Origin of the sequence: Veillonella sp. 3_1_44 (assembly GCF_000163715.1) — a bacterium.
Classification (GTDB): Bacteria; Bacillota; Negativicutes; order Veillonellales; family Veillonellaceae; genus Veillonella; species Veillonella parvula_A.
Genome location: NZ_GG770201.1, coordinates 508,443 through 521,994 on the forward strand (window position 1 = coordinate 508,443; position 13,552 = coordinate 521,994).

The following is a 13,552-nucleotide window of genomic DNA, read 5'->3' on the forward strand; positions in this document are numbered from 1 at the left end:
AGATGGCTGAAAAGGTTGAAGGTGGTAACACCGTTAAGTTTATCGATGGTGATAACATTTCTATTACTCAAAATGGTAAGGACTTCACCATTTCTACTAAGAAAGATGTAACCTTTGATACGGTAACAGCTACTCAAACGATTACAGCGCCAAAAGTGAAAGCGACAACTGGAGTTGAAACACCTCAAGTAACAGGCTTGACGAACACTGCGTGGGTTCCAGGTCAAACACAACCTGTATCTGGTCGTGCAGCCACAGAAGACCAATTGAAACATGTTGATGATCAAGTATCAGAAAATAAAGCCAAGATTGCTGACAATACAGATAAGATTGGTAAAAATGCAGAGGCTATTGCGGATAACAAACAAAAAATAGCTGATAATAAAGCTGCAATTGATAAAAATGCAGTAGATATTGCTACTAACAAAGATAATATCGCAACTAATAAAGCCGATATAGCAACTAATAAAGATAATATCGCAACTAATAAAGCCGATATAGCAACTAATAAAGATAATATTACGACGAATAAACAAAATATTGCAGATAACAAAGCGGCCATCACTAAAAATGCTGGCGATATCGCAGCCAATAAAGCTAATATTGATAAAAATACAGAAGCTATTGGTCGTAAGATTTCCTTAGGTGGTAATACTGGTTCAACCGATGAGAAATCCTTAAGTACAGGCGATGTGAAATTCAATATTAAAGGGCAAAATGGTATTGTTACTGAAGCTAATGGAGACGATGTAACTGTCAAATTAGATGATGCTACGGCTAATAAAATCAACAATGCAGCAAATACGGATTTGAGCAACTTAACAGATGCTGGTAAACAACAAGTTAAAGATTTATCCGCATGGAACGTAGTAGCTAATGGTAATACTGCCGAAAAAGTTGAAGGTGGCAATACAGTTAAGTTTATCGATGGTGATAACATTTCCATTACTCAAAATGGTAAAGACTTCACAATTGCTACTAAACAAGACGTAACTTTCAATACTGTAAAAGCAAATCAAACCATTACAGCACCAAAAGTGAAAGCTACAGAAGGTGTAGAAACACCTCAAGTAACGGGTTTGACTAACACTGCATGGACTCCGGGTCAAACACAGCCTGTCTCTGGACGTGCCGCCACAGAAGATCAATTGAAACATGTTGATGATCAAGTAGCAGAAAACAAAGCCAACATTGCTGATAATACAGATAAGATTGGTAAAAATGCTGATGCTATTGCGGATAACAAGCAAAAAATAGCTAATAATAAAGCTGCAATTGATAGAAATGCTGCTGATATTGCAACTAATAAGGACAATATTGCTGCGAATAAACAAAATATTGCTGATAACAAAGCGGCTATCACTAAAAATACTAGTGATATTGCAACTAATAAGGATAACATCGCAACCAATAAAGCTAATATCGACAAAAACACGACAGCTATTGCTCGTAAGATTTCTTTAGGTGGTAACTCTGGTTTGACTGATGAAAAATCGTTGAGTACAGGCGATGTAAAATTCAATATTAAAGGCGAAAACGGTTTAACAACTATAGCTAATGGTGAAGATGTAACTGTTAAGATTGATGATCAAACTAAAGCAAAAATCGATAATGCAGCAAATCAAGATTTGAGCAACTTGACAGAGACTGGTAAACAACAAGTTAAAGATATATCTGCATGGAAGGTAACAGCTGCAGGAGGTACTGTTGAAAAAGTACAAGGTAGTGATACCGTAAAATTCCAAGCTGGTGATAATCTTGTAGTTAACCAAGATAGAACTACTTTCACATATGGCTTGGCTAAAGACTTAAAAGGCCTAAACAGTGTTACTGTAGGTGATGAAAACGGTGTATCTACTAAAATCACTCCTGCAGGTACAACTGTGAAAGATGCAGCTGGCAACTCTACTACAATTAATGGGGGTGGTATGACTATTACTCCTGCAGATACAGCAGCTAGCCCTGTATCACTTACTGTAGACGGCTTAAATAATGGTGGCAACAAAATTCATGGAGTAGCGCCTGGCACAGCTGATACTGATGCAGTAAATGTTAGCCAATTGAAAGCATCTAATGCTGGTTTACAAGAAGCTGTTAACCGTGTCGGTACTGAAACACAACGTGTTGGTGCTCATGCGGCAGCTATGGCCGCGTTGAAACCAATTCAATATGATCCATTGGAACCAACACAAATTATGGCTGGTATTGGTAACTACCGTGGTGAAACTGCGGGTGCTATCGGCATTGCTCATTATCGAACTGAAGATACTATGTTCAATGTAGGTGTTTCACTTGGTACTAGCCACAACATGGTAAATGCAGGTATAACGCATAAATTTGGTGGTAGTCGTGAAAGAAAAGACGCTATCCCAGAGCGTTATAAAGCAGGTCCTATTAGCTCTGTTTATGTAATGCAAGACGAAGTATCTAGCCTCAAAAAAGAGAATAGTAATCAAAAAACTGTTATTGCTAATCAAGCAGCACGTCTAAATACATTGGAAGCTGAAAATGAACGTCAACGTCAAGAATTGGCTGAAACTAAACAAGGCTTAGATGACTTGCGTGCCGTAGTAAATCAATTATTAGCCTCTAAAGGTTAAGAGTTGAGAACTAATTTTGATAATAGTCTAAGATAGTTATTTTCCTGTAAAACTAAAGAACCTCTTATACATTGTTGTACTTGATAGGGTATATACATTTCGTCTAAGAGGTTCTTTTTTGCTATTTTGATATATATTCTTATTTAAAAAGCATAACATATGAATGATTTCTCATATGTTATATGATATAATACAATAGATATAAGAGGTGAAGTAATGCCTTTACTATATGATCTTACATGAATAGGAGATAGGATGTTAGACCGTATACAACGATGGCTTTCAATAGACACCATGTTGCCTGTTGTAGAACGATTAGGACCTGTAGGAACTACAAAGCAGCTATATGGTAATTATTTAAAAATAGCTTGGCCAGCTACATTACAAGGCTTGATGTTACAATTTATGACTGCCATTGATTTGGCGATGGTTGGTGCCTTAGGTGCGTCAGCTCTTGCTTCGGTAGGCATTATGGGTCAACCTGAGATGGTAATGCTCATCTTTTGTCGAGCCTTATCCATTGCTGTGACAGCAATTATAGCTCGTCGTCATGGTGAAGGTGATGTAGATGGTATGAATGCCGTACTCAAGCAATCTATTTTATTGAATTTTTTAATTTATGTACCGTTATTATTGATATGTTTCTTGAACTTAGAGCATATTCTACGTTTTACAGGAGCTGAAGATGGCTATATTGAAACAGCCGTTTGGTATGGTCGTTTCATAGTTATTAGCTTAATATTTCAGTCCTTTAGCCAAATCGTAGGGGCTGCACTCATTGGATATGGTAACACTAAAGTTATTTTTAAATCTAATGTAGTAGGGAATATTTTGAATACGATAATGAATTTCTTCTTGATTTATGGTATTGGTTTCTTCCCTGAACTTGGCGTTATGGGGGCAGGTGTATCCACTATGATCAGTAGTGCTATTATTGCATTATTGTTGTTGCGTACGATTTCACAACATACTTCTACTGGATTAACATTGCGCCATCCGTCGAAATGGACTTTTGAAAGGCCCGTATTACATACAATGTTTCATGTCGGTGGCAGTTCTTTAGGAGAACAGTTCTTTGAGCGGTTCGGTATGTATACATACACTATGATTGTTGCTTCCTTAGGTGCAGTACCTTTAGCAGCACATTACGTATGTATGAATTTAATGGATATATTTTACTATTTTGCGATGGGTCTTGGATTTGCAGGTGCATCACATACGGGGCAAAGTCTGGGACACAAACGACCAGATATTGCACGTACTTATGGTAAAATTGGTGCTCGTATTGGTTTAGTCGTGGGCCTTGTAAGTGCATTAATCTTTATGGGTCCTGGTGATTTTTTAGTACAGTTATATACTCGTGAAAGTGATGTTGTTACACTTTCAGCCACTTTGATGGGCATTATGGCTATCGCTGCATTCCCTCAAGCATTACAGCAAGTGTATTCCGGTGTGTTGAAAGGGGCAGGAGATACATATTACATCATGAAATATTCTCTTGTAAGCGTAGCAATCATTCGTCCTATTATTACTTATTTATTGTGCATTACACTAGGTTTAGGGCTTTTTGGGGCATGGTTATCTTTGTGCTTCGATCAGTCTCTAAGATTATGTTGTTCTTATTTGAGATTTATTCGAGGAACATGGCAACATAAGGTTGTTTAATGAGATGTAAATTCTTTTTCACATTGAAAGTTTTAGAAGGATTCATGAAAAAGAAGTGAATAAACTCTTGTCTATTAAAAATTTTTGATGTACAATACGTAATGTGAAAAAAATGACACATTGGGGAATGTGTTATCTGACCAGAAACTTCTGATTTCACGTATATATGTAAGAGATATACATATGAAATGATAAAAGCTTCCTTAGTGCATAAGGGAGCTTTTATTCGTTCAATTATAGTTAGATCTATTAGTATATATAATAATGATTTTGATGAACTTATAAGACCAGTAATTTTATTATTGTTAGAGAATCTTAAAAAAGATAAATAGTATTATAATTTCGGGAATGTAATATGTGCAGAGAATCGCAGTGATTCGGCAATAGAGAGGGTTTAAATATTTATATTTATAATATTTATAGATAGATATAACTAAAAATTCATCAAATATTCATGAAGAATGTTGAATTATATTGAAAAATTGTGTAAACTATAAGCATATTATTACCAAAGCCTAAGTATTATAAGGGCTGTTTTTGGAGGGAATTATAATGAATAAAAAATTATTAGCTTTATTGGCAGTTGCTGCTGTAGGTGTGTCCGTAGCAGGTGCAACTCCTCAAACTCAATTCAATAAAGGTGAGTTTCAAGTTGATCTTGGTGCGTCTGATTCTAAAGCAAAAACTAAAGCTTGGACTTCTGATGCAAAATGGAACTTTGATGGTGGTGTAACATACGCTTTCACAGATAAAACAGCGTTGCAATACCAATACCATGGTTTGAATGATAAAATGTTCGGCACTAGCTATAGTGATAGAATGCAAGAAGTTAATTTGATTCAATCCTTGAACAAAAATTTCGCAGTATATGGTGGTTATGCTCACATTTCTGGTGATACATTCCCTAAAGCAAATAATATTGCTCAATTAGGTGTAATTGGTAAAGCTAACCTTGGCTCCAAAGTAGACGTTTATGGTAAAGCGGGTGTAGGGACTAAGAGAACTACTACTTGGGAAGCAGGTTTAGGTTATAAAGTTAACCAAGACTGGGATATTAATGCAGGGTATCGTTATATCAATACTAAACGTGATGATAAGTCTAATATTTCCTTCCAAGGTCCTGTAGTAGGATTATCTTACCGTTTCGGCGGTCATAAATCCGTAGCTCCTGTATACACTCCAGCGCCAGCTCCTGTATACACTCCGGCTCCAGCTCCTACTGTAGAAGCGCCTGCATATAAAACTCCTAAATTGGACTACTATGTACAATCTATCTACTTTGACTCCGACCAAGATGTTGCTCGTGCGGACCAATATCCAAACTTAACAGCTGCTGTAAATGCTGCTAACCAATATTCTCAAGACCAAGTTAAATTGATGGGTAACGCTGATACTGATGCAAATCCACAATACAACATTGCTTTGTCTGAACGCCGCGTACAACATGTGGCTCAATATTTAGTTAACCATGGTGTATCTGCCGATCGTCTTATCGGTATTGCTAATGGTGATGTTAAACCAGTTGCAACTAACTCTACAGCAGCAGGTAAAGCTGAAAACCGTCGTGTAGACGTTTATATTCATCGCTAATCTCTAGACTAATCTAGATTAGTCCTACAATAAGTCCACCTTCAATCATGCTCTCTTGTTTATCGAGAATTCGAGCATGCGACAAGGTGGACTTTTGTGTTATACTAAAATTGCATACAATCCTAGGTCATACAATGTTCATTATGCTTTGGTAATGTATGCGATGTGAGAATCGTATAGTTATATAGGTGTAGCTTATTAATAGTGTTATGTGAAGTAGGTTATTATGAAAGAATTCAAATATTACAAACAGCTCATAGGAGCTATTATACTAGCGGGCATTATGATTATGATGGCACTACGTATAAGTGATATTGCTAGTGGTCTTGACGCTATCTTTACGGCTTTTGTTCCGCTCATTGTGGGTGCTTGTATTGCTTTCGTATTGGATATTCTAGTCGTTCGTTATGAACGATGGCTATGGCCTAAGTGTGACTCTGGATGGAAGTATAAAATACGTCGCCCGTTGAGTCTTTTGCTATCCTTTGTAACAATTAGTGTTATTGTGTATTTTATTGCTCGGATGGCTTTACCTCAATTGATTCATTCTATGTCGATTATTGTAGCTGCATCACCGCAATTGTATACGGATTTCCAAACATGGATGCAACATATTACAGAAACCATTCCAATGGCATCGAATCAAACGATTATAGATGCCCTAAGTGGAGAAAATATTGCTAAATATACTCGTGAATGGGGGACAAAAGGTGGCACATATATTGTAAATGCAATGGGCACCGTATTGTCTTGGACTTTGAACATAGGTCTTGGCTTAATTTTTGCTGTTTATATGTTGCTTGATAAGGAACGCCTTATGTTACAAGGTAAACGTATATTAAAGGCATATGCATCAGATGAGTGGGTAAATCGAGTTAGTTATGTAACTCGCGTAGCAGTTCAAACATTCAGTAATTTTTTTGTAGGTCAGTTTATAGATGCCTTGGTTCTAGGCGTGATGGTAGGAATTACTTTATGGCTATTTAATATTGAATATGCTACAACGATTGCCTGTGTAATTGGTCTAACTGGATTGATTCCACTATTAGGTATTTATGTTGGTGGTATCATTGGAGCCGTTATGCTACTTACTGTTGGCCCTATGGATGCTCTCATCTATGTAATTATTTTAGAGGTACTTCATCAAATTGAAAGTAACTTTATTTATCCTAAAATTGTAGGTAACTCTGTTGGATTACCAGGTTTGTGGGTATTTGCTGCTGTTATCGTAGGCGGTAGTTTGATGGGGGTTACTGGTATGTTGATCGGTGTACCTTTAGTGGCTACATGCTATAAATTGATTATGACTGATGTAGATGGACGACTTGCATCTAATGAAGGTTTATAGTATATTGTCTAAATGATATGACTATTTACATATTTTTCGTGTTGCTGAATATAGCATGAACTTATAGAAATTCTAGTGTACTAATAGTTTGATTAATAGAAGCATAGTATCTAGTAGGAGGATTATAATGAATAAAAAGTTGATTTCTATGGCATTAACGGGGGTATTAGCAGTGGGCATGTTATCCGTTGCTACACCAAGTGTGGCAGATGCACGCAAAACAAAGCCTGAAACAAGTACGGATATTTCTGTAAAACGTGCACCTGGCGAGTCCATAGTTATGACTATGAGCCAAATTGGAACTATTTTCCAAAATCGCTATCCTAATGCGGCACTTCATTCTGTAGAGCTCAACTCTAATGACTTGAACTATGGTTATAAAGTAGTTGGTTATAGTAAGTATCATCAGTACAAGATGAAAATTGATGTAATCACTGGTAATGCTTCTGATATGGAAGAGGGGGGCAAACCTAAGAAAGTTATTGGTGAGATTTTTAATAAAGATAAAGTTATTGAATCAACGCAAGCAGAACGTGTTGCAAAACAACAACTTGGAAATGATGCTGTTATGAAGGGCTGGAAAATTGAAGCTCATAATGGTAAAGTTTTATACTATGTGACTATGCATCAAGATGGTAAAAAAGTAGTTGTTACAGTAGATGCTGAGACAGGTGCTTATGTAGAACAATCTAAATCCTATAAATTACCACCTGAGCCAGATCAAGGCTTCGATGGTCGTAAAACAAATCTCGTTTGGGGTTCTGATATAGATATGGGCCGCTAACCTATCTATTGATGATTAATAAGAAAAGAGCCGAAGGCAATGCCTTTGGCTCTTTTTTGCGATTCCGATACTATAAAATATCGGTTGATAGTGCTCTTATGTTAGAATATTTTTTTTACAATAGATATGTTTGCAACAAAAGTACTGCGCCTAGGTTTAGTCCTTTTATTATTTATAACTATAGTTGTATTACCAACGATTTTCGTAGTACACTTGTGTCCACATGATAACCTCGACGAGGGATGGATGTGGGCTCATAGTTTCGCCTACAGTGATAACGGATCTAGGGTCCATTTCACGAGTAATACCTTTTTCACGTAAACGTTTAGTGCGTTCAGAAGCAATTTCTTCGTTGATTGCTGTCAACGGAGTTACACCACTATTCATAAGGTTCACATAAGGCTGGAAGAGGATAGAAGCTTGAGGACCTACGACATGCATACCAAGGATATGGTTGGTGTCTTTATCTACCACAATTTTTACAAATCCATCGTTTATATCTCCAGGGTTGATACCCATTGCATAGCCTTTTGCAGTGGAGGAGTAGAAGTTCTTCCCAACTCCTACATTGTAACCCGCTTTGATAGCTTCAGCCTCTGTGAGACCTACACTACCAATTTCAGGATAGGAGAAAGTAACTTTTGGTAATGTATCATACCTTGCCCAACGGTAATCATCTTCACTTGTTGCATAGAAGAGATTGTGAGCAATGATATCTGCTTCGTAGTTTGCACGGTGACGGAATGCCGGCTCCCCATTGACATCACCTAAAGCGTAGATACCATCAACGGATGTTTCTAAAAATTCGTTAGTTTTGATCCAGCCTTTAGGCCGTGTTTCAATACCAGTATTTTCTAGGTGAAGTTCTTCCACAGCTGGACGGATACCTGCAGCTACAAGGATTTCTTCAACTTTAGTTTCTGTAATTTCGCCAGTAGTACGATCTTTAGTAACTACTACTTTAAGGCCATCCTCTTGGCGGATTTCAACAGTGTCTTGGTTTAGAAGTACGTTAATACCACGTTCTCTGTAGTTGTTAAGCAAGTGTTCCGATATATCTGCATCTTCTTTAGGAACTAAACGTACATTATGTTGTAGAATTGTTACCTCTGTACCAGCGGAATCAAATACATGAGCGAACTCAACACCAATCGGACCCGCACCAAGTACAGCAAGGGATTTATATGGTTGTTTAGGGAATTTATCACCAAAGAGACTTTCACTAGTAAGGAACCCTGATTCTTGAAGACCTGGTACATTAGGTACATTACTATAGCCACCAGTACCAAGGATAATTGTAGGCGCTGTAATTTCTACAATGCCAGACCCATCGTTAAGATGGATGTTCATCACTTTATCAGATACAAAGCTTGCTGCGCCACGATACACATCTACGTTGTCATAGGCATTGTAATAATCATAGATGCCTGCAGATTCGTCAATTTTATGCCAAGTACGCTTGGACACAGTATGCCAGTCCATAGTAGCAGGTCCAACGTTAACGCCAATTTTTTTGAATTCTTTTGTTTCTTGAATTGCATTAGCTGCTGTAACCATAACTTTTGTAGGAATACAACCGCGAGTTAGACATGTACCACCAAATTTACCTTTTTCTATGATTGCCACTTTAAAGCCTTTTTTGAGCGCAGCATCAGCTACGATGGTTGCGCCGCCTGTACCAACTACAATAATATCGTATTGTTTCATGTTGATTCCTTTCTATATATCTACTAATAGTTATTATCATTAACTATATTATACCACTATATTGAAGAAAATCAATATAGTTTATTAGTGCTTGGTGAAAGTTTATATTTAGTTAATCCAAATATATAATATCATTTTTACACAATTAGGTGGCGAGGATATATATAACTTTCACAAAGTCCTAGTGAAAGAATATAAAATTTGTTTATAAAAAAAGACGGTCTCATAGGACCGTCTAAGAAAGTTTTAATTCCAATCTTGATGATAGCCGCGTTTTGCATAATCAGCAGTAGCCGTGAAGAGGATATCTGTGCTAGAGTTAAGTGCAGTTTCCGTGGAATCTTGTAATACGCCGATAATAAAGCCTACGCCTACAACTTGCATTGCTACATCATTGGATATACCGAATAGGGAACAAGCCAATGGAATGAGTAACAAGGAACCGCCTGCAACACCAGAAGCCCCACATGCACCAATAGTGGCAATAACAGATAATAGGATTGCGGTAGGAATATCTACAACGATACCTAATGTATGCGCCGCAGCTAATGTCATGATTGTGATTGTAATTGCTGCACCACCCATATTGATTGTAGCTCCTAATGGAATGGATACGGAATACATATCTGGATTAAGTTTCAATCGTTTGGCTAAATCAAGGTTTACGGGAATGTTTGCAGCAGAACTACGTGTAAAGAACGCATAGATTGCAGATTCTCGTAAGCATTTGAATACCAATGGGTATGGATTACGACGAAGGTAAATAAAGGATAAAATTGGATTGATTACTAGTGCTACAAAGATCATAGAACCAAGTAATAATACGAGTAATTGAAAGTACCCAATCAAGGCTTCGATGCCGTTAGTAGCAATGGATTCTGCTACAAGGCCCATAATACCAAGAGGGGCGAATCGAATGATCCAACCTACTACAGTAGTAATAGCTTGTGCAATGGACTCTATAACTTCCTTCGTATTCATCGGTGCATGGCGTAAAGCACCACCAATGATAAGTGCCCAACCTAAAATACCGATGTAGTTAGCAGTCATTAATGCTTTTACTGGATTATCAACTACATTTTTTAGTAATGTTGTCATAACCTCTACGATACCTTGTGGTGGTGCGGCATCGGCGGCACCTGCTGCTAGGTGTAATGTAGTAGGGAAAAAGAAGCTTACGATTACTGCTAAAGCCGCAGATAGGAATGTACCTAGTAAATATAAGGTTATAACAGAGCCCATACCTGTCTTTTGTCCAGAGCGATGTTTACTAATCGCAGCAATTACTAAGAAAAATACGAGGATAGGGGCGATACCTTTTAGCGCTCCAACGAAGAGGACTCCTAATAAAGCAAGTTCATTGGCCACATCGGGCACATAAAGAGCAGTTAAAATACCAATAATCAAACCTATGATAATTTGTTGGATTAGACTGACTCTATTGATTGATTTTACAAATCGATTCATAGTACACTCCAATACTTATATAAAAACAAATAAAATCCCATGATAAAGTATCCTTTCAACATGGACATATGTCATTATACAACGAACATGAAATGGTGGCAATAGATATTATAATCGATAGTCGTATATATTTATTATGAATATAGGTAAAAAATAAATATGTGTGTTTAGTTCTATATTATGTAGCGGAAAATACTAAATACCAGTGTTTTTAGTAGGTATGTATATATTACATAGTCACTATATAGAGTATATATATTAGGATTCTTTTTAGCGTTCCTATAGTGTGGTATACTATGCCATATATAATTCTTGAACATAGTTCTTGATTTGTGAAAGGTCCATAATGAATACTAAAGAATTTAAAACGTATGCAGATAAAGAGAAATTTGTACAAGGCGTTTTTTCTAATATTGCAAAAAACTATGACTTAATGAATACGGTGTTAAGCTTTGGACAAGATTATTTTTGGCGTAAATTCTCTGTAAAAGCGATGAATATCGGTCCTCACCAATATGTACTTGATGTGGCATGTGGTACTTGTGTATTTACGAAGGAGGCATTACGTCAAGAGCCCACTTTGAAGGTAGAGGCATTAGATTTTAATAGTGAAATGCTAAATCAAGGTCGTGTTCGTATTGAGGCTGCTGGTTTACTTAATCAAGTAAATTTAGTACAAGGTGATGCCATGGCCTTACCATATGAGGATAATACATTTGATGCTGCAATGAGTGGCTTTGCAATGCGAAATGTTCCAGATATTAAGCAGGTATTGTCTGAAATGCAACGCGTGGTAAAACCAGGGGGGAAGGTTGTGGTGTTAGAACTTGCAAAACCAAGTATGTTTGGGTTTAAACAGTTATATAACTTCTATTTTTCATATATATTGCCTATTATAGGAAAATTGAGCAAAGATAACTCTTCCTATGCATGGCTTCCAGAATCTTTACGTAGATACCCGCATCAAAGTGAGATTTTAGAAATCTGGAAATCTCTTGGATATGAAAATGCCACCTATCATGAATTGACAGGCGGCATTGTAGCTGTACACGAAGGTGTGGTACCGGAAAATTCTATTGTAGATAATAAGTGATGTTAGCGTCTTGTGAAACTATTAAAGAGCCTTTTTCTACAGGCGTAGTAGTTTCGAGAGCTGCTTTTAGCATTACTGGGTTACGATAGTAACCAGAGTCCATTGTGCTAGTTTCAGTTGTGCTAATGGAAACAGTTTTTACTGGTCCCAATGTACGACCGAGGGCAGCTGCGATAACTTCTGCTTTATGGCGACCGTTTTGAATCGCTTCTGTAGTTAAAGAATCAGATAATTGTTGAGACACATCATTTTGGAATGAAAGGTTGTTGATGTCGTTAGCACCAGCGCTAACAGCGGCATCGACAACCTTTCCTACGTTATCAAGGTTATTGATCTTAACTGTTACATGATTTGATACATTGTAACCTGTATTGATGCGTTTGCCGTCTTGATAGTCGCTCGTTGGATTGATGGAAATGCTAGATGTATAGATGTCTTTTTTTGCAACACCTAAGTTAGCTAATTGACTAATTAAATTACTCATAATACGATCATTATTAGATTTTGCAGCATTGATATTGGTATTTTGGCTTGTAATACCAAGTGTTAAAATCGCATAGTTAGGTGCTACAGATCGAGACGCTTGACCAGTAATATTAATTTCTGAAGTATCAAATGTGCCCTGTGGTGCAGCTAATGTGGTAGTTCCCATAGTAGCACATATAGCAGCTATAGCTACAGCTTTTGATAATAAATGTTTTGATAGTTTCATACTCAATCTCCTTACAATAATGTAATATTCATATTGGTAAATGCTAATAAAAGAAAACTAATTTGTGCTGAAAGTTCTTTATTACAGCTACATTGTACATGATTAATTGTGTAAAATCAATTATTAGGTTTATAGTTGAAAATGAAAATAAAATGAAGATTTTGCAAAATTGAGAATTGGGGGTTGCGATTATATTTTCATTGTACTATAATATGCATACAGTCGTTTGAGCGGCTGTTTCTTAATGAGTGTAGCAATACACTTAGAGGTTTAAAATGAACTTCAAAAAGATTATAAAATGTGTTGACATGAAAGTGGTCATAATGTTATTATAATCAAGTCGTCAATTACGACAGTACTTAATAATGAAGTAGTGCAAATTGATAACAGATCTTTGAAAACTGAACAATGATAGGTAATCAATCATATGATTGAACATATGCCAGAGTGCGGGTTTTGACATAGTCAAAACCAACTATAATTCAAAGTTACTTCAATGTAACGACAACAAATAATGAGCTATTCAAATAGCTTCAAGATATCTTGGAGAGTTTGATCCTGGCTCAGGACGAACGCTGGCGGCGTG

At 36.8% G+C, this 13,552-nt stretch carries 9 protein-coding genes; 6 read left to right on the top strand and 3 right to left on the bottom strand.

Annotation, left to right across the window (positions count from 1 at the left end; translation table 11 throughout):
• From HMPREF0873_RS09020 to HMPREF0873_RS09040, 5 genes are all read left to right on the top strand, one after another.
• On the top strand, positions 1-2,600 hold a 2,600-nt coding region (locus tag HMPREF0873_RS09020; protein WP_008715695.1), incomplete at its 5' end, for a YadA-like family protein.
• A gap of 255 nt (positions 2,601-2,855) precedes the next feature.
• A complete protein-coding gene (locus HMPREF0873_RS09025) occupies positions 2,856-4,265 on the top strand; it encodes an MATE family efflux transporter (RefSeq protein ID WP_008715697.1) in 1,410 nt (469 codons plus the stop codon).
• 552 nt (positions 4,266-4,817) lie between these two features.
• Positions 4,818-5,855 carry an OmpA family protein gene (locus tag HMPREF0873_RS09030; protein WP_004692964.1) on the top strand — a complete coding sequence of 346 codons (1,038 nt, stop codon included), beginning with the start codon at positions 4,818-4,820 and terminating at the stop codon, positions 5,853-5,855.
• Between the two features lie 226 nt (positions 5,856-6,081).
• Positions 6,082-7,203 (top strand): AI-2E family transporter, encoded by a 1,122-nt coding sequence (locus HMPREF0873_RS09035; protein WP_004698387.1) that lies wholly within the window; start codon positions 6,082-6,084, stop codon positions 7,201-7,203.
• Between the two features lie 127 nt (positions 7,204-7,330).
• A complete protein-coding gene (locus tag HMPREF0873_RS09040) occupies positions 7,331-7,987 on the top strand; it encodes a PepSY domain-containing protein (protein ID WP_004692962.1) in 657 nt (218 codons plus the stop codon).
• 189 nt (positions 7,988-8,176) lie between these two features.
• Here HMPREF0873_RS09040 and HMPREF0873_RS09045 read toward each other — a convergent pair whose 3' ends face one another.
• Together HMPREF0873_RS09045 and sstT are read right to left on the bottom strand one after the other, a co-directional pair.
• Positions 8,177-9,694, bottom strand: a complete 1,518-nt coding sequence (locus HMPREF0873_RS09045) for an NAD(P)/FAD-dependent oxidoreductase (RefSeq protein ID WP_008715699.1) — start codon at positions 9,692-9,694, stop codon at positions 8,177-8,179.
• A gap of 246 nt (positions 9,695-9,940) precedes the next feature.
• A complete protein-coding gene (sstT, locus tag HMPREF0873_RS09050; protein WP_004698388.1) occupies positions 9,941-11,161 on the bottom strand; it encodes a serine/threonine transporter SstT in 1,221 nt (406 codons plus the stop codon).
• 346 nt (positions 11,162-11,507) lie between these two features.
• On the opposite strand from sstT, the gene HMPREF0873_RS09055 reads away from it, so the two are divergent.
• Positions 11,508-12,254 (top strand): ubiquinone/menaquinone biosynthesis methyltransferase, encoded by a 747-nt coding sequence (locus HMPREF0873_RS09055; protein ID WP_004698389.1) that lies wholly within the window; start codon positions 11,508-11,510, stop codon positions 12,252-12,254.
• Here HMPREF0873_RS09055 and HMPREF0873_RS09060 read toward each other — a convergent pair.
• Positions 12,235-12,966 (bottom strand): SIMPL domain-containing protein, encoded by a 732-nt coding sequence (locus tag HMPREF0873_RS09060; protein WP_004698386.1) that lies wholly within the window; start codon positions 12,964-12,966, stop codon positions 12,235-12,237. The two genes, HMPREF0873_RS09055 and HMPREF0873_RS09060, sit on opposite strands and share 20 nt — an antisense overlap.
• Positions 12,967-13,552 lie beyond the last annotated feature (586 nt).

Excerpts from the sequence above, each read along its gene's own strand:
- HMPREF0873_RS09030 (WP_004692964.1), top strand. The coding sequence starts at position 4,818 with ATGAATAAAAAATTATTAGCTTTATTGGCAGTTGCTGCTGTAGGTGTG.
- sstT (WP_004698388.1), bottom strand. The coding sequence starts at position 11,161 with ATGAATCGATTTGTAAAATCAATCAATAGAGTCAGTCTAATCCAACAA.
- HMPREF0873_RS09055 (WP_004698389.1), top strand. The coding sequence starts at position 11,508 with ATGAATACTAAAGAATTTAAAACGTATGCAGATAAAGAGAAATTTGTA.
- HMPREF0873_RS09025 (WP_008715697.1), top strand. The coding sequence starts at position 2,856 with ATGTTAGACCGTATACAACGATGGCTTTCAATAGACACCATGTTGCCT.
- HMPREF0873_RS09045 (WP_008715699.1), bottom strand. The coding sequence starts at position 9,694 with ATGAAACAATACGATATTATTGTAGTTGGTACAGGCGGCGCAACCATC.
- HMPREF0873_RS09035 (WP_004698387.1), top strand. The coding sequence starts at position 6,082 with ATGAAAGAATTCAAATATTACAAACAGCTCATAGGAGCTATTATACTA.
- HMPREF0873_RS09060 (WP_004698386.1), bottom strand. The coding sequence starts at position 12,966 with ATGAAACTATCAAAACATTTATTATCAAAAGCTGTAGCTATAGCTGCT.
- HMPREF0873_RS09040 (WP_004692962.1), top strand. The coding sequence starts at position 7,331 with ATGAATAAAAAGTTGATTTCTATGGCATTAACGGGGGTATTAGCAGTG.